This window comes from Enterococcus malodoratus, from assembly GCF_027659535.1.
Lineage (GTDB): Bacteria > Bacillota > Bacilli > Lactobacillales > Enterococcaceae > Enterococcus_A > Enterococcus_A malodoratus.
In genome coordinates, this window is record NZ_JAQDPG010000010.1 from 99,036 (window position 1) to 123,569 (window position 24,534).

Sequence of the window (24,534 nt, forward strand, 5' to 3'; positions counted from 1 at the left end):
TTCCTAGATTTTACCTCAAAAGTAGGTATTAACATACTCAAACGGAAAAAGTGTTTCAACTATCGGCCAAACAGATTAATTGAAATCTCAGTATTTATCCTTTAGGGTTAAAGTAACGAAAAGAAAGGATGAACATTCAATGACTAAGAAAATTGCAGCAATCGTCACAGATCTGGTAGAGGATGTTGAACTATCCTCTCCGAAAGAAGCACTGGAAAAAGACGGCAACGAGGTAACGATTATCAGTTTTGAGGCCGATCAAGAAATCACTGGTAAAAAAGGCACGAAGTTCAAAAGTGATAAAGGAATCGATGAGGTGAAACCTGAAGAGTTTGATGCTCTGTTAATTCCAGGGGGATTTTCTCCCGATCAATTACGCAGCGATGCACGATTTGTCTCATTTGTGACTTACTTCCTAGATAAAGAACAGCCTCTGTTCGCGATCTGCCACGGACCGCAGCTGTTTATCCAAACAGGCTTGACCAAAGGCCGGACAATGACCGCCTATACAACCGTTCGACCGGATGTTGGGTACGCCGGAGCGATCGTCAAAGATGAACCAGTTGTGGTAGATAACAAACTGGTGACTAGCCGTACGCCAGATGATCTGCCTGATTTCAATGAGAAAATCGTCGAAATTTTACATGCGTAGATTGAAAGATAAAAGGACTAGATTTTTTCTAGTCCTTTTTGCTTTATTCGATTCTGCTATGCTAGCCACTAAAGTATTCGGCCTATCTTACATACCCTACCGCTATGCAATTCAGTCCATTCGATCCTACAAAGGCATTGATAACCGTTCCATTTTGCGGAAGATACCCATCTTTTTCTTTATTCTTATTGAAATCCTTAATTGAAAAAACCACAACCTGTTTAAAATTCATAAACTCTATTCCTCCCATTACTACTCCATTTTTTTAATCTATCAATTAGTCTAGCAAAAATAGAGCGAAATGTTAACGGTATCAAGGATTTTCTGAGTTCAAAGGCAGAATAATATTTTTACTAAGTGATCGTACAGCTCTTAACGTGCTTTTAAGGCCTTGATACGCTTAAAAACTACGCTGATCAGCCCGATAATCAGCAAAAGACTGAAAATTAGAATTGCCAGAGACACATTTCGACGGACGTGATCGGCCTCGACTAGCGTTTTTTTCATACCGTTATCAAAAGGAATCCGTGTTCCTCGGATTAGAAGCCGATGACTGTTAACACCATAAGGCGTGCAGGTCATCAACGTCGCATAGTCTTTGTCCTCAACGATATTCAATGACTCAACCTCAGTCGGCTCGATTGTTTGAATTTTATCTACTTCGTAAGCAAGTGTCTGATTTTTGTATTCCAGATAAAATTGATTGCCCTTTTTTAATTTAGGCAGATCACTGAATAAGCGAGCTTCTTTTAAGCCGCGATGGGAAGTAATCACCGTGTGCGTATTTTTGCCGCCGTTAGGATAAGAAGTTCCTTCCAGCAAGGCCGCCCCGCGTTTTAAAAAAAGAGTGTCTGTCTGATCAAAGACGGGTAACGCAACGTTGATTTTAGGAATTCGTACAACAGCAATCGTATGCTTTTGATAATAATCTTTCTCAATTTTTGTGACCTTAGGTTCCTTTTTCGTAAATGGATCGCTGCCTGGAATTCCCATCTTGGCAACTTTTTTATTTTCTTCTTTAATTCGTTTTTGTTCCTGCTGGATCGCTTGCCGATTTTCAGTATTCGATTTTTCTTGATAATAATTGATGACTTGCTGATTCCAATAATTATTCAATGCATCGCCTACGAAGGGGTAAAGCAGCGCTCCCGCCCCGCCGAGCATCACCGCAAACATAAGAATATCTATAAATGAATATCTGCGTTTTTTCTTCATCGAACCACCAATTTCTCTATTTTCCAGTTAATCGATTTCGTTTTTTAAAGTAGGTGACTCCACTTGCCAAACCGAAGATTCCAATGACAACCAATCCTGTGATCCCCCAACCTCCAGTCATCGGAAGGATTCCTTTTGTCTTGTTTTCAACACGCAGAATTTGAGCATCTCCTGCTCCGTCTGCTGTAAATTTCATTTCTTTTAATTTGACATAGCCATCAGGCGCTTTGGTTTCAACTAATGTATAGTAGTTCTCCTCATTTGATCCAAGACCGTAGATTCCAAAATTCCCAGCTTTATCAGAAATAAGTTTTGTGGCATCCTTTTCAGTTGGGACCCAATTGACAACATAGTCTTGAGCACAACCTGTCACTGATTCAACAAATTTCCCATCTGACTCTTGCGCCAAGCTCATAAACTCGCCGTTTTTATTTTTTATCGCAAATTCCACATCTTCTAGCTTTTTATCTGTTCGGCTATCTACTTTGACAAAGCGTTTCCCATATGTTTGTACACGCTCCTCATCCTTGGAATCCCGGAAGCTATTTTCGAAAAGAACATCATTATCAATATCTTTCAAATCAGTTCCTGCTTTGACCTTCATCGTCGCGCTAAAGGATAATGTTTTTGTCGCGTGCTGCGCTAAATTAGCAGGTGTGAAGGTTAGGCAAAATTCATTCGTTCCAGGCTCCATAGAAAATTTAGGAGACAATCCCGTGGGTTCTCCATCATTTATTTTGATACTCTTTATGATTTTTTCCTCATTGCAGCAGAGTTCCAATCGCTTATCAAACGTATCGATCAGTTTGTACATTGAATAATTTCCGACATCCTCAGGAATTTTTTTCGAGATGGTGTAAGTGAGTTCTTGACCATTTCGGACGTCTGAATCATCCACCTCTTTTTTTACATTCGGTACTTTGAAATTGTAGGCCTCCGCTAAATTGTCGCCAAATGGTGCATTTAACTCTTTTGGCTGAAGTTTTTGATCATAGTAATTATACTTCGTCACTTTCCACTCGTCTGATACAGTGAAAGACACTTTTGGATTGATCAAAAAGTGATATTTATAGTTGTTATCCGGATTAGTATCCTGTTTTTCGGAGGTGGCAACGTCGCTTTCAATCTCATAAAACTCGTAGATTCCCGGTGATAACACCAACCCTTCTGCTTTCACAACACCTTTATCATTGGATAGGAACACCGCCGCCTGTTCTTTGTTTACTTCTTCGAGATCAAACTCGTTGGTAGTAGAATTATAGTAATTGCCGTCTTTTTTCTTCAAAATAAATTTTGCGTCTTTTAAAATGGCTTTTCCTCCATCGGAATCAATCCCATATTTGATAAAATTCACATCATTTGTCAGCATTTCATTTTTGGGATAAACATGCACTTTCTCTCTTAAAGTCCCAGTTTTATCATGAGAAGGCAAGCCAATCACAAATGGTTCTGATTTAGCTGGAACGACTCCAGCCGGAAAGCCGGTCTGCTTAATTAAATAAATGGCACTTCCCGTCTTAGCTTTTATCGACAATGCTAATTCAGCTAAGCCATCAGTATTTGTTTCTGGAAATTCTTTTCCATTCATCGTTGAAGTATCTACTTTTTTTGCCGCCTTGATAGCCACGGTTTCTTTCGCTAGGTGTTCACCGCTCGCAGCATCATAGGCGTCCCAATAAACACTCGTTACATCATAGGCTGTGAAGGTTGACCCCGCCAATGGCTCGCCGGAAAAGTCGGTCATTTCATCTCCCGTATTTTGAATCTCACTTGGTAATTTATCATAGGTTAGATTATGGATCACGACTGTCTGCTCGACATCCCTGTCGGCTTCTGCTGTCCTGGCAAAACCAAACAAACCTTGGGACACTACCGCTGCTAATAAACCGATCATCAGAAATAAACCTTTTTTGATTTTCATTGGATTATTCACTCCTCTTAGTTTTGCGTAGAAATACCAGCACAATGACACATACGACGAGTATTCCGCCAACTACGATGAACCACAAGTTTCGACTATCATTCATTTTAGGATACTGAGCAAGCGGACCAGCAGCCGTTTGTTTCTTTGTTTGGACCGAGCTAGGCTTATTTGGCTGTTTGCTTGTTGAAGTCGTTTTTTGATTGACCACCTGCAGGATTCCTTTGGAAAAGGTGTAGCTGTTTTCCGATATCTCGAAGGGAACTGCTTTTTCACTTAAAAGATATCCAGCAGGGGCGTTCACTTCTTCTAATGAATAGCTGCCGTAACTTAGGCCTTTGATTTCAAAGAATCCATCTTTATTCGAAGTTAATTTAACTACGTCCATCTCTTCTTTTTTTGCGGTCCAATAATAGGCATTCTCTCCCCCCTGCAAATACTGTCCTTTCGCATTTTTGACCACAAATGAGGCACCCGCTAATGTTTGATTCTTTTTTAACGCATCGACTTTAATAAATTTTTTTCCGCCTGTCCTGATCTTGCGTTCCCGAATGATCTTATCAAAATCGGTTTCAAGTTCAGCACGATTAATGATTTCGTGAACGATCCTATTTGTATCCTGCAAGGTCATAGTGTAGGATACCGTAACGTTTTTTCCAGCATGTTCTTTTAGCTTTGTCAGATCAAAAAGCAATCTAAAGCCATGGTCCGAACTTTCTAACTGATAGTCCTCATACGGTCCATCCGCAATTCGGACCTTGATCGATTTGGCATTCAGTAATAAACTCGAATCCGCTTGATCGGAAATGCGGTACTTGCTGTAAAGTGATAAATTGGATGGCAATCTAGTTTTTAGCTCATACTTGATCGGATCTCCTAGCTGATAACTCAACTGCTGATCAAGGACCGCTTTTTCAAAACGAGGTTGCGTAATCTCATTCTTGGGATACAAATGAATCGGACCTTCAAGGAAATCGCCAGCAGCATCGAAGGCAGGTAAAGCTACGATCATATCCGCCGCTTTACTTTTTACATCGCTGGGTGCGGCACTCTCCCGAAAAAGATAAACAGCATCCTTTCCTTCAGAAAACTTTGGCAATAGAAAAGTGGCAATACCGTCTTTATCGCCTAGTGTCGCTGTAACTTGCTGCGCGATCATATTTCGATTGGAAACATCCATGTTTTGCAGCTCTGACTGAACCTTTTTAGCATCTTGATCGTCGGATTCATCCAGCAAACGATTAAAATCTGCCGTCACATCATACACATCGAAGGTCATACCATTCAACCCGTCATAGTCCTTCAGACGTTCATCGCCGTCGTTCTGACTCGCTTCAGGTAGTGCATTTTCTGGAAACACCAGTTTGTGTAAAGTAAAGGTTATCGAATCTGTCTCGGCTGCAGCAACACGACCGCTCATTCCCAAAACAGTTGAAAGAAGAACCGCAAACAGCATTATCAGCCTAACGAGCTTTTTCATGACAATCCCTCCTCTTTCTTCAGCGGAAAGTGATACCACAGTCCAACCAGCAAACCAATAAGTCCGAGCGTTATCAGCAACGCTCCGCCAGCACCACCTGTTTTCGGTAATGGAGTTCGCGGATTGTTTCTAGCCGTGAACTGAATTTGAGTGTTCTTTCCTTCCTCACCCTTTACGATGCTTACATCTTGTTCGTCAAGCTCATCGCCATCGTACGTCACAATGATTTCTCCTCGTTTGGAGATCGAAACAGTAAAATCGCCCTTCAATTTGTCAAAGTCGTCTGGCGCTTTTGTCTCTTTGACAATGTAAGTTTTTCCTAATTGAAGCAGATAAGGATTTTCTTCGTCATCTATAAATTTTCCGATTCCGTTTTTCTCCGTTGTCGCTGTCGCCAGAATCGGTTCTTCTCCAGCCGCATTTAATGAAAATTCGCCGCCCTTCAGCACTCGTTCACTGACCATGCTTTTCTTCAAGATTGATAGCTCAAACGGTTTGAGCCGATGATTCTTGTGTTCGTGAAGATATTCGTGGTTCGGTGTCTTGTCATCAATGGTGAATTTATGGATAGTATCATCTAGTTCATACCCATCTGGTGCGTTAATTTCCTGTATCGCATACTTTCCGTAACGAAGATTCGCGATTTTCTCAAGATCAACCGTTTCCCCCTCGCCGATTTGAACGATTCGATCTTTCTTCACCTTGATACTTGGCAGAAAATCATGCAGCTCTTCATCTTTATCTACGCGAAAAACCGCAAATTCGGCAGTACCGTCAATCAGTTCACCTTTTTCGTCTACCTTTCTGATTTTTAATGCGCCGTCTACTCCACTGGAAGTTCCTGATCCTTGGGTAGACTTGATTTCCACCCGTTCGACCGTTTCGGTAATTAGATGGCCGGCTCCAGAAAGTGAGGCACTATTTGTTATCTGAGTTCCATTTCTGATTGCCGGATCAATATTGGTGTAGTAGGTGATTATATAAGGTTCCGAAATAGAGTCACCTAGGACAATCGTCAGCATTTGCTTCCCCGTTTCAAGATTATTGGTGAGTTTTACTGAACGCCCGCCCGTACTTAAATCAACTTCTTCCCCTTTTTCATACTGCCCATTTCGTTTGATTGCTTTATGGGCCTTTACCTTTACTACTCCATCCTCTTGCTGAAAGGTCTGCTCGTTAATTGTCACTGTATCGGTAATAATCGGATCATTGATCGTCCGGCTATCTTTATTTAATACAATTTCATAATTTGCCTGCAGCTTGGCTTCTGAGTCGTTCATTTCTTGACTGCCGCTTTTAGTGAGCCAATTTCCTTTATAGCTCTTTTCAACAAAGGCTTCAATTTCGAGCCTTTCATCCTCAAAGTCCATATAGGCTTTATTTTTATACTTAAAGGTATCTTCATCAGCCTTTACCTTGATAAAAAGCGCAAACGGTTTATCGATATCTTTCAAAAGTTCGATTTCGAAGTCTTCAGATCCGTCTTTGCTCGGTATAAGCTGGTAATCATCGTTCTCCTCAAGTTTGCGCCCATATCCTGTTAGTCCATATTCAGGTCGTCCGTACTCTACTTCGTATATTTTGACCTCCGGGTTTGATTGCCCTTCATGAATATCCTCTCATATAATCGTTCCGGCTTTTAAGTTCAATCCCCATGAATTTAACGGGACAGTCCAGTAAACAGAATCCTCAGAAGGCTTTTCCCCCGCAAAAGGACTGACTTGATTTTTGTATTCCTCATCTTTTGCTACAAATGCGCCATATTTCCAGCCATTCTGACTCATTTGGGCATCAACCCAAACTTCGGTTTCATCTGAATCGTATCCATATCCTTCTCCGTGTTCATACTGATAGGTTACGATCGCTGAGTTCGTAAAGTGATTGCTTTTCCCTCGGGAATACTCGCTTTGATCTTCCATCTTAAAATGTGTATTATAACGAATCTGCAAAGTTTCGCTCGTACTTGCGTAATCCCCGATCAGTCGAATCACAAAACCATCTTTATAATTCTCGCCTTTAGATTCTAAAGTAAAATCTGTCCCTTTTTTTAATTCTCGGGAATAATCAATATCGTTGTCATTAGCTGGTTTTTCTTTCAATGGATAGATGTGAAGAGTCTTCTCATTTAGTCGCAGCGCACACTTGTTGTTGCCGTCGACTCTGCTGTAGCGATCCTCGATCACGGCATTTTTCATCACGATTTGATTCTTATTGATGGAGGTCCACCAGGATAGTTCACGTTTCATGTAATCGGTTCCCGCATGATATTTGGTTACGCCTAACGGATCATCATCATCGATGCCGCTACTGCCGTTATATTTTTTTCCTTCGACCCATAGATAATTCGCGATTTCCTCATCAAGCGGTAGTGGCAGCTCGAAGGCTTTCGTTTGATAGCTGAGATAATAAGTTCCCGCTTTAGCAAATTCGATGCCGAATCGAATGATTTGATCAGTACCAGACTCATCCTTCTTTGTTTTCTCTTCTTTCTCAAGAAACTTCCATTGATCCTTCCCAAGTGTATCTCCCTTTGCATCTGTGATTACAAGCGTCGAAGGCTCCAAATAATGCAGCGCCCCTTGCGGCCAACCATCCGTTTTATACATCTGATCGATGATGTTGCCCCCGTTATTTTCGATTGTCGCCTTGACGCGCCAATCAAGGATACCTTTTTCAAATTGGGAACCAAGTAAGAATTTATAGCTAGGAATATTTTTTAAGGCCACAGTCGCCGATGTACCATTTTCTCTAAAATTTGTCCCTGCGATCTTAACTGTATTCTCGTAAGCATTCGCCCTGCCTCCATCTGTAATCTTCGAACGAACGGTGAATTTTACAGGATGTGTCAGCTTCTGTTTTTTCTGATTCAAATCAGGAAAGCTTAATTCAAAGTAAGGACGCTCTCCCTCTGGCCTGAAGTGCAAGCAATGATAAAAGCCGGATTCGGCTTCTTTCCAACCGCCATTTCCATCAGGAACCTCACATTTAGTACTCAGAAATTCGAGATTAGCCTGCAAATTATCAGTAACTTTGACATTTGACAGCTTTCGACTATTCCCGTTGATAATGACTTCCCAAGTGATGATATTGTCCGTACCAATTGAGCCGGTTTTGGTAATCTCGGCTTGAGCAATAGTGACCTTTATCTCTCCGCTTGTAGTACCATCCTCATTGATTTCTTCTTCCGTAATTATTTCATCAATATATTGTTTCACATCTAACTGGGTCACAATTTGAATCGTTCCCTTACGTTCGCTTACCGCTGTCGCCTTGTCATTAAATGTGATCGTCATCAATCCATCCAAACTAACATCAAAACTGCCTAACGATCCACCACCGGGTGTTTCATTTTTCAATGGTTCATTCTTTATTGCTTGGTGCACTGCAAAATAATCCGGCAGCTGATAGGTATAATAATCACCCGCTTGAATCTCTGCCTCATTGTCCAGCAGCCAATCAAAATCGATTTGAATGTTATCATCTCGGGTTGGTGGTTTTTCTTCCGAGAATTTTTCACCATTCTCGTCTGTCACTTTCATACTACGCAGCACCCAAGTTCCTAAATCATTTAAATCTCGTCCCGCCTCTTGCAAGATTTCCCTCTTACTCTCGGTTTCAGCTTTTGTTTCGATGAAGAGTGTTTTGATTACTTGATTGCCAAAATCAAGTGATACCTCGGACAAACCTGTTTTAGGTATTTCCGCCTGGATCGTCACACTACCTTGATAGTGTCTGACAAATTGATAATCCGGCATTCGTTCATCAGGCATCATTTGATAATTTTGAGAGAAAGTAAATTGAATCCTGCCGTCGCTGACTTGAAAGCTGCCCATCCCATCTGGCAAGGTGCCGCTTTGTTCGCTGTAGGCCAGATCTTTCGGCAGTGTCAATTCTCGCGTCTCGCCCTCTTCAATCAGACTTGGATCAGTCATTTGCCACGTAAGATCGATCGTCACTAGTTCCAACGCATTAGCCCGAGTATCCGGTGCGTTCGTTTCTCCTACTGAATTAAAAATTGTTGCATCCGTTACTCGAATGTCACTCTGAACGTCCAAATTTTCAGCACGGCTGCTTGCATTTATTGGAACTAAACTAAAAAGTAAACTAACCACCAGCAGCACACTTGTCATCCAACCTGCTTTACGCATATTCTTCATCTCCCCCTCAAAAAATCAAAAACAAAAAATACTATAAACAAATCGTCAAAAATTAATTATAAATATTTCTAACAAGACAAATATAATAAAATACATCTTAATTAAATCCTAACAACAAACTTTCCATTCATCAAATTAGTGTAATAATATTAAAATGCAGTCAAAAAGAATATTCGTATGTAATTTAACGAGGCTATTTTCCTATTTAAATTAAGAATGCCATTTATTTAATGTTATGAGAAAATTGTTTTCTAATAATAAAAATCATTTTTAATCAAAAAAACTTTCTAAATTGATTCAAACCTGCGACTAACAGTCCTTAATCCTTGATAAATCAAGCTTTTCTAAATTTTTTGGTTATAAAAACAGCAATCAGATATATCCCATTTTTTTTCAAATCCATAATGATAATTAATCAGAAAAAGGCCTCAGGAGCTTGCTACTTGGTAACAAGCTCCTGAGGCCTTGAAAATGAACGATAGCCCGCTCAATCAAGAGCGGGCTATCTAACTAATCAATATTTATTATTTTAAAGTTGTGGGTGTTACTATTACTAAAAGTTAACTATTTCTCGTTTAAACGATGTATTCCCAAATCCTTCTAATACATCCTTGTAACCCTATAGTTACGCCAGTTTGATTAAATTTCATCAAAATGAGTTAAAGTGTCGCATAAAAATATTTTTCGTATTTATTAACTATAGCATACCTTTCAGCTAAAGAAAAATAGTGAAATTGATTATTATCAAATTCTTTATTATTCAGTTCCCTGGCTTCACTATACTATTAACCGGCCAGCTCTTTTAACTTAATTGGAATAAAATTTTCCATTTGTGACCATCCCTGCTGCTCAATAACTCTCTTGGGTGTGATGATGTGTCCCATCATAAAACGTGTTTCCGAGATATCCAATTCAAGCGAATCTAATTTTGCAATATAGTCTTTTGCTTCTTCAAACAATTCACGACGAGCTTTCTCGTCTCCATCCTTATAGACATAAGTCAAAAAATAGCCGCCTTCAACATCAATCACGTCAAAATCACCCGCATCGATTTCCTCAGATAAAGCATACAGCCAGACCATTCCGCCATTTACCGCGTCAAAAAATAAAAAATCTCTAGGCATAAATGAATCCCGCGGACTAAGTGTAAGCGCCGAAAAGTAACCATTAAATTTTCCGAGAGTGCCCTTTTCAGAAAAATCAAAGTTTGAATCTACCCCTGATGAAGCCGCCTTAAAAGCTGGAAGCTCAATTATTCTAAATGTCATTGATCCACCTCACGTATTGTAGTCCTCTCATTTTAGCATTATGGAAATGGACAATACAAATAGCAATTTATTCGCAGCAAAATTAAAAGCCTGAGAACACAATATCGTTGATGCCAAAATAGTTGAGTCCGTATAGAAACAAGGCAATTCCGTTGAGCACAAATGAAAGTACAATGATCCCATAGCGAATGGTTAGGTATGAATATCCCTCTGGACGGAAGCCAGAATATTTCTTGCCATGATAACCGATCATGATGATCAGTAATAAAACGGTCATGATTGTTTGGAAAATCAAGCCTAGCAAATAGAGCGTGGGGGCGCCATTATTTAACTGAAGAAAATAGCCTCCAAGTGTTATTAAGTCGATCAAGATTGCAATAAGTGGCATTAAAATCACTCCTAATTATTTACTTTATCCAAGTATATCCGATTATTGAAAAAAGCTTGGCTTATCCAGCTCAGTTTTAAATAAATTCCCTTACAAACCGCATTTTCATCGCACTCTGAAAAAGCAAGGCGTGTAATCAGCAAAAAAAGCTCTCGAAACTTCGAGAGCTTTAGAATTTCTATTATCCGACAATCGCGCCGTTTGGCATGTCGTTTGGTGCTTCCACGACTTTCAATGTACCGTCAGGAGCTTCAGCAGAAAGGATCATTCCTTGGCTGATTTCTCCGCGCATTTTGCGTGGCTTCAAGTTCGCAACGATGATTAGTTTTTTGCCGACTAGGCTTTCTGGGTCCGCATAGAATTCAGCGATTCCGGAAAGGATTTGACGATCTTGTTTATCTCCTGCATCTAAACGGAATTGTAAAAGTTTATCTGCACCTTCGACCTTTTTACATTCCATAACTTCTGCAACTTTTAATTCAACTTTATCAAAAACATCAAATTTGATTTCTTTATCCTTGACGGAAACAAGCTCTGTTTCTTCTGGATCCCATTTGATTTTTTCTTCTTCCGGCTGACTGCCTTCAGACATTTTAGCTTTGATATAAGCGATTTCTTCGTCCATATCTAGACGAGGGAAAATTGGTTTGCCTTTTGGTGTCACCTTAGTATTTTCTGGGAACTCACCAAAATGAATCGTTGATAAATTCATCATGTCAGCATTTAAGCCCAATTGTTCAAAAATACGTTTTGGTGTCTGTGTCATGATTGGCTGCAATAAAATCGCAACGATGCGCAGACTTTCCGCTAAGTGAACCATCACGCTGTCTAATTCAGCTTTGCGTTCTTCATCTTTAGCCAAGACCCAAGGCTCTGTTTCATCGATGTATTTATTCGCACGAGAAACCAACGTCCAAACTTCTGCCAACGCATTGTTGAACTCCATTTTGTCCATGGATTCGCGGTAACGACTAACCACATTGGCCGCTGTCGTTGATAATTCGCTATCAAAGTCTGTTACTAAAGATTTATAAGCCGGTACAACTCCATCACAGTATTTGTTAATCATAGCAACTGTCCGGTTTAATAAGTTTCCTAAGTCGTTAGCCAAGTCATAATTCACCCGAGCCACAAAATCCTCTGGTGTAAATACGCCATCTGAACCAAACGGGATCGCTCTTAATAGGTAGTAACGAACCGCATCTAAGCCATAACGCTCTACCAGCATTTCAGGATATACGACATTGCCCTTAGATTTAGACATTTTGCCGTCTTTCATCATTAACCAGCCGTGACCATAGATTTTCTTCGGCAATGGTACTTCTAGTGCCATTAACATGATTGGCCAATAAATCGTATGGAAACGCACGATTTCTTTTCCGACCATTTGAACATCTGCGGGCCAGTATTTTTTAAATAGACTGTCATCATCCGAATCGTAACCTAAAGCAGTGATGTAGTTCGATAATGCGTCGATCCAAACGTAAACCACGTGTTCAGGATTCGCATTGACTGGAATTCCCCACTTGAAGGTCGTCCGTGAAACGGCCAAATCTTCCAAGCCCGGTTTAATGAAGTTGTTGATCATTTCATTTTTACGAGATTCCGGTTGAATAAATTCAGGATGTTCCTCGTAGTATTCCAATAAACGATCCGCATATTTACTCATACGGAAGAAATAGGATTCCTCGCGCACCAATTCGACCTCGTGACCACTTGGCGCTTTTCCGCCGATCACGTTGCCTTCTTCATCACGATACACTTCAGCTAATTGTGTCTCAGTAAAATATTCTTCATCAGATACGGAATACCAGCCTTCGTATTCCCCTAGATAAATATCCCCTTGTTCCAACAACTGATCAAAGATTTTTTTGACTGCTGCTTGATGATAATCATCTGTCGTCCGAATAAATTTGTCATAACTGATGTCTAACGTCTTCCATAATTTCTTGATATCCGTTGCCATCTTGTCCACATACTCTTGTGGGTCTACGCCAAGTTCATCGGCTTTCTTTTCAATTTTTTGTCCGTGTTCATCGACTCCAGTCAAATAAAACACATCAAAGCCCATCAAACGTTTGTAACGAGCAATCGCGTCACAGGCAATCGTTGTATAAGAATTCCCAATGTGCAGTTTGCCACTTGGATAATAAATTGGCGTTGTGATATAAAATGTTTCTTTCTCTGCCATGAGGCTCCTCCTTTAAAAATAGATTCCTACGTAGTATACCACAAAAGGTCTTTGCTTTTAAGAAATGGATGGTTACTTATCAGCAATTGTTTTTTGTTAAAAATGATCGAGGCACTCTTTAAAACATTCCAATCCCTCGCTAATCCGAAAATTGGCAGAGATCTTAAAAAACGTTCAATATCGAATTAGTCAATCACTTCTTATGTCGCCAAGAAAAAAATTCCATCTTGTATCAAGTTGATGATGTGAATAATGCAATTTTGATCTTGCGGATATTTTCCAATAAGGAGGATATAATTAGAAAGATTGAAAACAACTAAATTCGGGATAGTTCGATTTGAAAAGTGAGAAGCTTAATTAATCACTCTCCCCGTGTTTTGATTGACTAATCAAAACTATGTTTTCTAATCACTTTGGTCATTACACTATAGGATATAAACGCAAAGAAGAGATGCTCAAAATTAAGCATCTCTTCTTTGTAAGCATACTTTTGAGAAATCATGATAATCCCCCACCACAAAATGTTTCTTTTCACCAGTAGTCGCGGTATAGAAATGTTCATCTGAACTGGTATTGTATAGACGATACATAACCCCAACATTTGCTTCTTCTCCAGAAACAACGAAAATTAAAAAACATAGAAACAATACCAAGAAAACAAGCGAATTAATCTTTTTTCATTATTCGTATTTGCTTATTGTTTTATATATTGAAGTTGATAATTGTACCACTCATATACTCAGATTTATTCATTTTAATTAAAAGATAGAGTATTTCTAAGGCTATTTTTAGTTTATTCTGATGTATCATAAAAGTGGATTTAAAAACAGAGATCAAAAAAAATAATAACTTTAAAATAGAAGGAGAGTACACTTATGCCAAAAACATTGTCGCAAATCACACTTTTTACCATGGGAAAAACGAATCTTGAAAAACGTATTTTGAAAGCGACAAAGAATGGGACCAAGTCCTCAAACGTTTCTACAAAAACTCAAAACAAATCCACCGTTATAACAACCGTTTAGGCGACAGCAAAAGATATTTACTTGAAAAAACGACACCTATTGAAGCATTAGAAGGTCAACAATATAAAATTCTCTCGACCTTTGAAGATGCGATGGGCAAGGTGCATACGTGGAGTTTGCGCGATGCCGATCCGAATTCTTCGGCAACTAAAATCGATTCTGTCTTAGAATTGATGTCCTCTTTCACCATTTTTGAAAAGGATGACGTTCGACGTTTCGTTAAATTGGAAAACTCCGAAATCGACAACTGTACCCGCAATATCAAGATTAGAAAAGGAAAAATTGTGGAGGACGCGGATATAGTCGAGGAACTTCAACCAGAAGTGGGACTATCACCAGAAGCTGATTTGGATGATTTAACGGAGGAAGAAAAGCTGGAAATAGTAAAATTACTCCTGCCTGAAGGCATTGTTTTGACCGATACTCGCATGGAAGAACTCAAAGAAGACGTTTTGGCAAATGATTCAGACATTAATGCGCCAGAAAAAACGATCGCCGCTACAGCTCAAAAAGCTGAATCAATCAGTGGTTCAACCGCATCCGCTGTCAAAGAACCGCCAAAAGCCGAAGCCAAGAAACCCGCTGCACAGAAACCGATGGCACTTTCCGCAGAAGAGAAAAGCCCCTATGTAGATTATAAAAAACCGAAAAGTAAGAAGCAAAAACAGGTAGAATCCCAAGCTGAACTGTTTAAAAAGACCCCAGAAGGCAAACGCGCCTCGCGTAAAAAGAAGAAAAAACGATGAGTCCAGAGTAGTGTTGTATTGATAAAGTGATCGATAGAAACACCTTCTCCTATAGGGCTTTATTTGTCATGCAAAAAATGAATTCAATGGTAGAGTTTATATGTATGTTTTACCGTGAATATTTAAAAAGCAGAACAAGCACATTATCATGAACTGTAGTGTGTTTGTTCTGCTGTCCGTTTTTTGCTCATTAAGGTGAAAAATTTTTGTCACAATCCTGTTGATCAATTAAACTTTAGCGTCAATTATCATCCTTCAACAAATGGTGTTTCTGTGCAAACTTTCTCCAAATTTTCGGAGCGATAAACTGGATAAAGATCACATATCCAATAAAAAAAATTCCTGATAAGAACGCTCCATAGATTTCCTTCTTCGTTTTATATTGGCTGGGCGTGGTCGAGATACGATAAGGTTTATCCTTCTGATAATAAATATAAACCTGTTCGCCTTCTTTGCGACCCTCTCCATCCAACGCTACACCGTAGCTATTTTCTGGAAAACTAACCGTTTCGACGCCCCGCTCAACATGTACTGTCCCAAGCGACCGTCCTTTGCTGCTATGAATAAATTCTTGATTACTTTGCCAATTATCATAAGAACCGTAGAACATTAATAAACCAACTAGAATAAATAATGCACCACTAATTTTCTTTATCATTCCTCGCATCCCCTTCATACCTCGTTTCATTCTGGCTGACTTTATTCTATCATCCGATCGTTAGATAAAGAAGGTTATAAAAAAACAGCAAGTCTTCTTAGACTTGCTGCACTGATTATTTACGTAAGATTTTTTCCATCTTTCTGCCTTTGGCTAATTCATCCACTAACTTATCCATGTAGCGAATCTTTTGCATCAATGGATCTTCAATATCTTCGACACGATACCCGCAGATTACACCTTTGATCAAGGAAACATTTTCGTTTAATTGGGGAACCTCCGCGAAAAAGGTTTCCATATCGACACCATCATCTATTTGTTTTTGCAGGCCTGCCTCATCGTAGCCTGTCAACCAATAAATAACCTGATCAAGCTCATCTTTGGTGCGATCTTTTTTCTCAACCTTTTTCACATACATAGGATAAATTGAAGCGAAACTCATTTTGAAAATTTTACTCATTCAAAGCCCTCTTCTCTACATAAAATGCAATACAATTAGAACGATGCATACGAATACGACCATTGTTGTTCCAACGATTTTCATTTGTCTCATCTCTCGCTGAAATTTTTGTTCTTTATTTCTTAGCCGAGCGATATTTAGCTTAAACATGCACATAGTAATAAAATTTGTCAGTAACGCAGCAGTGATTAGGTACAATGATCCTTCTTTACCTAACGCTGAAGAAAAATACATCATCCCCATCAGAATCAATCCCGTCAACACTGGGCCAACATAATAAATAATTGATAGATTCGTGAGTTCTTCCTTCCGTTTGATTTCCTTTACTATGGCAGAATCTTCTACTAGTAAATCGTCTAAAGACAACTTAAATATTTTTGCTAACCGAAGAACGCTCTCGATGTCAGGGACTGTCTTTCCTGTCTCCCAATTCGAAATCGTTCGCTTCGATACAAAAATTCTATCCGCTAATTGCTCCTGTGTCCATTCTGCGGTTTGACGTTCTATTTTGATTCGTTGTCCGATTTCCATGTGATCACCTTCGATAGTCGTATTTGCTTCCAAACTACTGTATCAGCATAAAACTGTCGATAGAAAATCCTTTCCACCCTTGATCTATCAAGGGTTTTAGCGTATAGAATTAGCGTGTCACACCATCTTCTCTGGCAGCTTCTGCGACCTTCATCGTGATCAAATCCACCACATTTTCATCAAACGCTGAGGGAATAATATAATCAGAATTCAATTCTGAATAAGGGATCGAATCTGCAATTGCATAGGCACAAGCCAACTGCATCGCAGGGGTGATTTTCGTCGCTTCAGCTGCGAAGGCTCCGCGGAATAGTCCTGGGAAAGCCAACACGTTATTGATTTGATTTGGAAAATCAGAGCGGCCTGTACCAACAACTGCGGCTCCGCCAGCCAATGCTTCTTGATACGTAATTTCTGGTTCAGGATTGGCCATCGGAAAGACGATGTTTCCTTCATTCATTGAAGCGACCATTTCTTTCGTCACTAAATTTGGTGCTGAGACACCCACGAAAACATCTGCGCCTACAAAGGCATCCACCATTGTTCCAGTAAAATCTTTCGGCGTGATCAACTCTAGGATTTCTTTTTCAACAAAAGTCGCGGTCGTCATCGCTTCGTTCAAGGCGCCGTCCTTATTGAATGCAATGATATTCTTAACGCCAAGATCAATCAGCATGTGGATGATGGCACTCCCCGCAGCACCAGTACCGGAAATGACTACTTTTAACTCATGTGGTTCTTTTTTTACCAGCTTCAACGCATTGATCAATGCCGCCGTCACTACAACTGCGGTGCCATGCTGATCATCGTGAAAGACAGGGATATCTAATTCTTCGATCAACGCCCGTTCGATTTCGACACACCGAGGTGCGCTAATGTCCTCTAAATTGATTCCACCGAATGTCGGTGCGATTGCTTTAACAATTTGGATGATCTCTTTGGGATCTTTAGTATCTAAACAAATCGGAACAGCATCAATCCCAGCAAATTCTTTGAAGAGCAGCGCTTTTCCTTCCATTACGGGCAAAGCGGCTTCAGGACCAATATCGCCTAAGCCTAAAACAGCAGTACCATCCGTCACAACTGCCACGCTATTGCCCTTCCAAGTATAGTCATAGACTTTATTTTTATCTTCAAAAATCTTACGACAAGGTTCTGCCACACCAGGTGTATAAGCTAAAGATAAATCATCTTTATTCTGGACTTTGGCCTTACTCGTCACCTCGATCTTGCCACGCCATTTTTCATGTGCTGCTAACGCCTCATCGTAGATAGTCATTGTCATTGTCTCCAATCATTTTTTCTGGTCTGACCCAAGCATCGTATTCGTCTTCCGTTAGATAGCCTAGAGTCAAAGCGGCTTCCCGCAAGGTTGTTCCTTCATTGAAGGCCTTTTTGGCGATTTCCGCGCCTTTATCGTAGCCGATATGTGTATTCAAAGCAGTTACTAGCATCAAGGATTTATCGAGCAATTCCGCCATCCGCTCTTCATTAACCACGATACCCTTCAAGCATTTATCCGTGAAAGAATGCAAGGCATCGGTCAGCAAGCGGACACTTTGTAATAAATCAAAAGCGATCAACGGCAAATAGACATTCAATTCAAAATTTCCTTGGGAAGCTGCAACACCGATCGTGGTGTCATTCCCCATCACCTGAACAGCTACCATCGCCAGCGCTTCACACTGGGTCGGGTTGATCTTGCCAGGCATGATCGAACTCCCCGGTTCGTTTGCTGGCAGCGTGATCTCTCCTAAACCGCTGCGGGGGCCACTAGCCAACCAGCGGATGTCGTTAGCCATCTTCATGCAGTTAGCCGCCAATGCTTTTAATGCGCCGCTGACAAAAACAACCGCGTCACGGTTGGCTAAAGCGTGGAATTTATTGCTTTCACTAATAAAATGAATCCCCGTTTCCTCTTTCAACGCTTCGATAAATGATTCTTCATAGACTCTTGAAGCATTCAGGCCGGTCCCGACAGCTGTTCCGCCAATGGCTAACTGCCGCAATTCAGCGAGACTGTTGATCAGCATATTCTCATTGTGCTCAAGTGCCGAACGCCAGCCGCTGATTTCTTGTGCGAAAGTAACCGGCGTCGCATCCTGTAAATGCGTTCGACCGATCTTGATGACGTGCTGATTCTGTTCTTCAAGCTCCTCTAACACACCAATCATCTCATGGATGGCCGGCAGCAGTTTTTGTTCAATCGCAAAAGTCCCGGCAATATGCAGTGCTGTTGGAAAGACATCGTTGGAACTCTGCGACATATTCACATCGTCATTCGGATGGATCGCTAAATCCTTTTGACTTGCCAGATGAGCGATGACTTCATTCGCGTTCATGTTCGTTTGCGTTCCGCTGCCGGTCTGCCAAACGACTAATGGAAACTCTTGCCAGTTCTTTCCTTGCAGCAGCACGTCCGCCGCCTTTTGAATGGCTAAAGCTTTCTCCGCATCTAGTTTTCCCGTTCGCTGATTCGCAATCGCTGCCATTTTCTTGACTAAAACTAACGCATGCAATAATTCCGGCGGCATTTTTTCTCCGCCAATTTTAAAATTTTGGCGACTGCGCTCGGTTTGCGCTCCCCAATAGGCTTCTTTCGGCACCTCGATTGGCCCCATTGAATCTTGTTCTGTTCGTGTTTCCATTTAGTCGACCCCTTATAGTTATATTATTAGATACCCTTTTCCCTGCTCAGTTGTCCAGTATCCTGCATTCATTTTGTTCAATTATCCCTCATTTGATGTGAAAAGGGTAGAAAAAAAGGACAAAAACCCGTAGATTTTTGTCCTTCGTTCGTTATTTATCCCGTGTATCAAATAAGATCGTTACTGGCCCATCATTGACCAGCGCCACATCCATGTCGCCGCCGAATTCTCCAGTCTCGACCGTCAAGCCTGCTTGGCGCAAGCCTTCATTGAAGTATTCATATAAAGGGATCGCTGTTTCTGGTCGTGCGGCCTTCACAAAACTAGGGCGATTGCCTTTTTTCGTATCTGCATACAAAGTGAATTGCGATACACTCAAGACACTGCCGCCAACATCTTGCAAGGACTGATTCATTTTCCCTTCTGCATCTTCAAACACTCGTAATAAAGGGATCTTCCGAATCAAATAATCCGCATCTGCTTGCGTATCCTCTTCATGAATACCTAGAAGAATCATAAAGCCGCGGTCGATCTTACCGATGATTTTGTCATCAATTGCGACACTTGCTTCGCTCACTCGTTGAATTACTGCTCGCATAAAAACCTCCAGAAAGTTATTGTCATTTTAGTTTAATCTTCTAGCCTTTCGTTCGTTTCACACTGTACACATCAGGAACCGTTTTGATCTTATCCACGATCGAATACAGGTGATTCAAATTCTGGATCTTGAAGGTCAGATTGATCAGTGCTAAGCGATCCTTCGTCGGTTTTGCTTCAACGCTAACCAATTTCTTAGTCATACCGCTAACGATATTCAATACATCATTCAATAAGCCATCACGATTGAAGCCGTAGATTTCCAAATCAGCATTGTAATCCTGAACCGAATTGGTCGTATCTTCCCACTCCACTTCGATCAGACGCTCTTGGATATCTTTTTGCTTTGTGATGTTCGGACAATCCGAACGATGGATAGAAATCCCGCGGCCTTTTGTAATGTAACCAACGATGCTGTCCCCAGGAACCGGATTACAGCAATGACTGATCCGAATCAACAAGTTTTCGATCCCTTGGATCACAATTCCGCCTTCGTGGCGAACCTTGATTTTTTCTGGTTCTTTCGGACTGCTGACCATCTCATCCACAGCATCCCGCTGTTTTTGCTTCATTTGTTCGCGGCGTTCTTTTTCCGTCAGACGATTGGCAAAGGTCAGTGCACTCATTTCGCCAAATCCGATTGCTGCATACAAATCTTCTTCGCTATGGAAATTGAATTTGTCCAAGACATCAGAAAGCTTGTCCTTCGTCAGCATTTCTTTCGGCACAAAACCTAAGTCATTAATACACTTAACGACTGCATCATGGCCTTTTGACACATTTTCTTCACGATCTTGTGTTTTGAAGAAGCGTTTGATTTTATTTTTCGCTTTGCTGGTTTTCACTAGATTCAACCAGTCGCGACTTGGCCCAAAGGAATTAGCCGAGGTCATAATTTCAATAATATCGCCGTTCTTCAGCTTGTAATCTAATTGCACCATCTTGCCATTGACCTTGGCACCGGTAGTTTTATTTCCGATATCCGTGTGGATGCTGTAAGCAAAATCCAACGGACCTGAACCTTTTGGCAGCTCGGTAACATCGCCCTTAGGTGTAAACACATACACTTTATCACTGAAGATGTCGCCTTTAACACTCTCCATAAATTCGGATGCATCATAGCTTTCATCTTGCAATTCGATGATTTCACGGAACCAATCCAACTGTTTGTTGTCTTGATTCGTCTCTTGTTTATCGGTTTTGCCTTCTTTATACGCCCAGTGAGCCGCAACCCCGAACTCAGCGATCTGGTGCATTTCATGCGTACGAATCTGAACTTCGATCGGGTTCCCGCTTGGTCCAATGATCGTCGTATGCAGTGATTGATACATATTCGTCTTTGGCATCGCAATATAATCCTTGAAACGACCGGGCATTGGTTTCCATTTAGTATGGATCGCTCCCAACACGGCATAACAATCCTTAATAGAATCCACGATTACACGGATCGCCAGCAGGTCATAGATTTCATCGAATTGTTTCTTCTGATCCCGCATCTTGCGATAGATTGAATAAATATGTTTCGGTCGACCATAGATATCTGCTTCAATCCCAAGTTCTTTCGTCGCTTCCTTGATCTCATTGACGGATTTCTCAACAAATCCTTCCCGTTCGTCACGCTTGCTGCGCATTAGATGAACGATGCGATAGTATTGTTTTGGATTCAAATAGCGCAGTGCTGTATCTTCCAACTCCCACTTGATCCGGCTCATCCCTAAACGATCAGCCAATGGGGCATAGATTTCCAACGTTTCGCGCGCAATTCGCCGTTGTTTATCGTCGCGCAAATATTTCAAAGTCCGCATGTTGTGCAGACGGTCGGCCAGTTTTACCATGATAACCCGTAAATCCTGCGCCATCGCCAACAACATTTTGCGGTGGTTTTCTGCTAATTGTTCTTCGTGTGACTTGTATTTGATCTTCCCTAATTTAGTTACTCCGTCAACTAATGAAGCGACGTCTTCCCCAAATTCAACTTTTAAATCATCTAACGTAACCGGTGTATCCTCTACGACATCGTGTAAAAAGCCTGTCGCAACAGTGTGAGGATCCATATGTAAATCAGCCAAAATACCCGCGACTTGAATCGGATGGATAATGTATGGCTCACCTGATTTACGAATCTGGGGCTTATGGGCTTCATAAGCAAAGTCGTAAGCCTTTTGTACAAACGCCACGTGCTCTTTTCCCATGTACGTACTAACCATCCTGATGACGTCAGGACCGGTCAATTCAACTTCTTTTGCCATGCGACGTTTCCCCCTTTATTTTCTGAAAATGATTGCTCTTATTATACAAACTATGGTAAGCTTTTTCAATCAAATCAGTGCTGCAATTCATAATAGAAGCTCGCCGCGCTCAAAAGATACAACGGTGCGGTTTCTGTTCGTAAAATCCGCGGCCCTAAACCGCAAAGTTTCGCACCAGCTGCCTGGAAACTTTCAATCTCCTTCGGTGTCAATCCACCCTCGGGACCAAAGACGACCAATAATTTTTGTCCCGCCTTTAATTGCTGAAAAGTTTGAACCAATTGAGCCTGTTCTCCCTGCTTCGCTGATTCTTCGTAAGCGATCAAAACCGCATCGTAGTCAGTAAAATGTGCGATCAATTCTTTTTCTGAAGCAAAATTCACAGTCGGCAAAGCTTGTCGATGGGATTGCTCGGCTGCTTCTTGCGCGATCTTATTTAAGCGCTGCTGCTTTTTCTGCTGCTTCTTTGCATCCCATTTCGCCACCGAGCTCTCGCCAGGAAAAGCGATAAAGTCATGAGCACCCAGCTCTGTCCCTTTTTGCACGATCAGCTCCAGCTTCTCGCCTTTAGGAAAGCCGCTGGCAATTGTAACGTCAATGGGCAATTCCCGGTGCAAGTCCTCTTTTTCGACCTCTTCCAGTGTCACCTTCTCATTATCGATTGTCACGATTTTCGCTTTAACAGCGGTTTGGTCATTGAAAACAAGAAAAACCTGATCATCGACAGTCATCCGCATTACCCGCGACATATGATGATGCGCCTCACCGCTAATTTCTACTGACGGCTGGTAGGCCTGATCTATAAAATAGCGCTGCATCTTAATCTTCCTCTGGTTTCTTCAAAATAATCGCAAACCAATCCTTCTGTTGAAAGATTCGATCGACTTCAAAACCTTGAGTATACATTTCTTCCAGCACCATATCTTTTTTGTCTTCGATAATCCCTGAAACAATCAATGTCCCTTCTGGTTTCAATAAACGCCAAGCGTCTTCGACCATCAAAACAATGATATCCGCTAAAATATTGGCGACGATCACATCAGCCTCTTGCTCCACACCGACTAACAAATCATTCGCGGACACATGAATATTTTCAGTATTGGCATTTAGATCGACGTTTTCTTGTGCCGAACGAACCGCTACTTCATCCAAATCATAAGCATAAATATCTTTCGCTCCATAAATAGAGCTGGCGATACTCAACACACCAGAACCTGTTCCGACATCTAAGACCGTTTCACCGCCACGCAAAACAGTTTCCAATGCCTGCAAGGTTAGATTTGTCGTTGGATGTGTGCCAGTTCCAAAGGCCATTCCCGGATCTAGAGTAATGATTTTTTCATCCTCATGCTGCGCCTCGTATTTTTCCCAGCTGGGAACGATCGTTAAATAGCGCGTTACACGAACCGGATGATAATATTTTTTCCAAGCGGTCGCCCAGTCGCTCTCTTCCACTTCACTTACTTCCACGATATTTTTCCCGATATTCAATCCGAACTCCGGTAATTTTGTGATGTTGTCTTTAATGAACGGTAAAATTTCCGGCAAGAAAATCGTTTCTGGGAAATAGGCCATCACGACAGCGCCCTCAGCTAAGCTAGAAAAAGTTTCCTTATCCAATAATTCGCCATATTGATCCTCTTGATAATTTTCAAAATCCAAGGCATCTTCGATCGCTACACCCGATGCGCCAGCTTCCATTAAAATATTTGAGACAGCTTCAACTGCCTCACTTTCCGTTGTTACTTTGACTTCATTCCATTTCATATTTTTCGCCCCTCCTAGTTCCTAGCCATGATTTCACTTTTCAAAAAAATTATGACCTTCACCGCGTCTATCATTCATTCTATTTATCCTTATTCGACTCATTTAATAACTTGGATACGGCAGATAGCTACTATCTGTTGGCTTGATGGTCGCCTTGAAAACTGCATCGTCCCATTTCATTTCAAAAATCGCGTCTTCACTATCGTCTGCTAAGAAATCTAATAAGTCGCTTTGACCCTCTTCGATCACATCTTTCAAGTAATCAACGACAGCAGTCAATTCATTTTTCTTCATGCCCTTTTTTCCTTCATAAGGAATGACTGCCAAAAAGTCTTCTGGGGCATAAACTGATTTTTCAGGATCAACTAACAAAATCCCGTCTTCAAATTCAATGATTTCTTCTTCGGTCGCTACACCATCCACATCATCGATTTCAATTTGTCCTTTGTTCTCCCCGTAAATACGAAAAGCAATCTCAAAACTGCGGTTACGCGTGTCCCAATCCAACGCTAATTCATAATCGGGAATTTTCTTGTTTAAGTAACTGTCCAAATAAGTAATCATGGTTTCTTTTGCCATTA

General features: G+C 41.0%; 23 protein-coding genes. 3 read left to right on the forward strand and 20 right to left on the reverse strand.

Annotation, left to right across the window (positions count from 1 at the left end; genetic code table 11):
• The first annotated feature begins 139 nt into the window (after nt 1-139).
• The gene (locus PGP85_RS16040; protein WP_010741010.1) at nt 140-652 is read left to right on the forward strand and encodes a type 1 glutamine amidotransferase domain-containing protein; all 513 of its coding nucleotides are present in this window, start codon (nt 140-142) and stop codon (nt 650-652) included.
• Between the two features lie 82 nt (nt 653-734).
• Here PGP85_RS16040 and PGP85_RS16045 read toward each other — a convergent pair whose 3' ends face one another.
• The 10 genes from PGP85_RS16045 to PGP85_RS21340 all read right to left on the reverse strand — a co-directional run bounded on the left by PGP85_RS16045 (nt 735) and on the right by PGP85_RS21340 (nt 13,862).
• Entirely contained in the window at nt 735-884 is a 150-nt protein-coding gene (locus PGP85_RS16045) for a hypothetical protein (RefSeq protein WP_167545846.1), read from the reverse strand.
• A 140-nt stretch (nt 885-1,024) separates the two neighbouring features.
• Nucleotides 1,025-1,867: a class C sortase gene (locus tag PGP85_RS16050; protein WP_270328427.1), complete on the reverse strand. Its 843-nt coding sequence runs from the start codon at nt 1,865-1,867 to the stop codon at nt 1,025-1,027.
• 16 nt (nt 1,868-1,883) lie between these two features.
• Nucleotides 1,884-3,788: a pilin N-terminal domain-containing protein gene (locus PGP85_RS16055; protein WP_270328429.1), complete on the reverse strand. Its 1,905-nt coding sequence runs from the start codon at nt 3,786-3,788 to the stop codon at nt 1,884-1,886.
• A gap of 4 nt (nt 3,789-3,792) precedes the next feature.
• Nucleotides 3,793-5,268: a SpaH/EbpB family LPXTG-anchored major pilin gene (locus PGP85_RS16060; protein WP_270328431.1), complete on the reverse strand. Its 1,476-nt coding sequence runs from the start codon at nt 5,266-5,268 to the stop codon at nt 3,793-3,795.
• Entirely contained in the window at nt 5,265-6,722 is a 1,458-nt protein-coding gene (locus tag PGP85_RS16065; protein ID WP_270328434.1) for a SpaA isopeptide-forming pilin-related protein, read from the reverse strand. The genes PGP85_RS16060 and PGP85_RS16065 overlap by 4 nt, the downstream gene beginning before the upstream one ends.
• Before the next feature lie 165 nt (nt 6,723-6,887).
• Nucleotides 6,888-9,416: an Ig-like domain-containing protein gene (locus tag PGP85_RS16070; protein ID WP_270328436.1), complete on the reverse strand. Its 2,529-nt coding sequence runs from the start codon at nt 9,414-9,416 to the stop codon at nt 6,888-6,890.
• A 794-nt stretch (nt 9,417-10,210) separates the two neighbouring features.
• On the reverse strand, nt 10,211-10,693 hold the full coding sequence (locus tag PGP85_RS16075; RefSeq protein WP_270328438.1) for a hypothetical protein: 483 nt from the start codon (nt 10,691-10,693) through the stop codon (nt 10,211-10,213).
• An 82-nt stretch (nt 10,694-10,775) separates the two neighbouring features.
• Nucleotides 10,776-11,081 (reverse strand): hypothetical protein, encoded by a 306-nt coding sequence (locus PGP85_RS16080; RefSeq protein WP_270328440.1) that lies wholly within the window; start codon nt 11,079-11,081, stop codon nt 10,776-10,778.
• A 181-nt stretch (nt 11,082-11,262) separates the two neighbouring features.
• Nucleotides 11,263-13,272, reverse strand: a complete 2,010-nt coding sequence (metG, locus tag PGP85_RS16085; protein WP_270328442.1) for a methionine--tRNA ligase — start codon at nt 13,270-13,272, stop codon at nt 11,263-11,265.
• 461 nt (nt 13,273-13,733) lie between these two features.
• Nucleotides 13,734-13,862 (reverse strand): hypothetical protein, encoded by a 129-nt coding sequence (locus PGP85_RS21340; RefSeq protein ID WP_353745217.1) that lies wholly within the window; start codon nt 13,860-13,862, stop codon nt 13,734-13,736.
• A 285-nt stretch (nt 13,863-14,147) separates the two neighbouring features.
• Between PGP85_RS21340 and PGP85_RS16090 the strand changes: the two genes are divergently transcribed.
• On the forward strand, nt 14,148-14,297 hold the full coding sequence (locus PGP85_RS16090) for a hypothetical protein (RefSeq protein WP_270328443.1): 150 nt from the start codon (nt 14,148-14,150) through the stop codon (nt 14,295-14,297).
• Nucleotides 14,298-14,389: 92 nt separating this feature from the next.
• Nucleotides 14,390-15,043, forward strand: coding sequence for a hypothetical protein (locus PGP85_RS16095; RefSeq protein WP_270328444.1), 654 nt, complete (start codon nt 14,390-14,392; stop codon nt 15,041-15,043).
• Nucleotides 15,044-15,284: 241 nt separating this feature from the next.
• Here the strand turns inward: PGP85_RS16095 and PGP85_RS16100 are convergent, their stop codons facing one another.
• From PGP85_RS16100 to PGP85_RS16145, 10 genes are all read right to left on the reverse strand, one after another.
• Entirely contained in the window at nt 15,285-15,701 is a 417-nt protein-coding gene (locus PGP85_RS16100) for a hypothetical protein (RefSeq protein WP_270328445.1), read from the reverse strand.
• Nucleotides 15,702-15,816: 115 nt separating this feature from the next.
• On the reverse strand, nt 15,817-16,161 hold the full coding sequence (locus tag PGP85_RS16105) for a DUF2200 domain-containing protein (RefSeq protein WP_270328446.1): 345 nt from the start codon (nt 16,159-16,161) through the stop codon (nt 15,817-15,819).
• 15 nt (nt 16,162-16,176) lie between these two features.
• Complete coding sequence (locus PGP85_RS16110; protein WP_270328447.1) at nt 16,177-16,692, reverse strand: helix-turn-helix domain-containing protein; 516 nt, start codon at nt 16,690-16,692, stop codon at nt 16,177-16,179.
• A 109-nt stretch (nt 16,693-16,801) separates the two neighbouring features.
• Nucleotides 16,802-17,971, reverse strand: a complete 1,170-nt coding sequence (locus PGP85_RS16115; RefSeq protein ID WP_270328448.1) for an NAD(P)-dependent malic enzyme — start codon at nt 17,969-17,971, stop codon at nt 16,802-16,804.
• Entirely contained in the window at nt 17,955-19,340 is a 1,386-nt protein-coding gene (gene fumC, locus PGP85_RS16120; RefSeq protein ID WP_090406909.1) for a class II fumarate hydratase, read from the reverse strand. Before fumC ends, PGP85_RS16115 begins: the two co-directional genes overlap by 17 nt.
• Before the next feature lie 151 nt (nt 19,341-19,491).
• Nucleotides 19,492-19,938: a D-aminoacyl-tRNA deacylase gene (gene dtd / locus PGP85_RS16125; protein ID WP_251866671.1), complete on the reverse strand. Its 447-nt coding sequence runs from the start codon at nt 19,936-19,938 to the stop codon at nt 19,492-19,494.
• A gap of 40 nt (nt 19,939-19,978) precedes the next feature.
• Entirely contained in the window at nt 19,979-22,186 is a 2,208-nt protein-coding gene (locus PGP85_RS16130; RefSeq protein ID WP_010741031.1) for a RelA/SpoT family protein, read from the reverse strand.
• 74 nt (nt 22,187-22,260) lie between these two features.
• The gene (locus PGP85_RS16135) at nt 22,261-23,004 is read right to left on the reverse strand and encodes a 16S rRNA (uracil(1498)-N(3))-methyltransferase (RefSeq protein ID WP_270328449.1); all 744 of its coding nucleotides are present in this window, start codon (nt 23,002-23,004) and stop codon (nt 22,261-22,263) included.
• Between the two features lies 1 nt (nt 23,005).
• On the reverse strand, nt 23,006-23,953 hold the full coding sequence (gene prmA / locus PGP85_RS16140; RefSeq protein WP_090406901.1) for a 50S ribosomal protein L11 methyltransferase: 948 nt from the start codon (nt 23,951-23,953) through the stop codon (nt 23,006-23,008).
• Nucleotides 23,954-24,055: 102 nt separating this feature from the next.
• Nucleotides 24,056-24,532, reverse strand: a complete 477-nt coding sequence (locus PGP85_RS16145) for a DUF3013 family protein (protein ID WP_270328450.1) — start codon at nt 24,530-24,532, stop codon at nt 24,056-24,058.
• Nucleotides 24,533-24,534 lie beyond the last annotated feature (2 nt).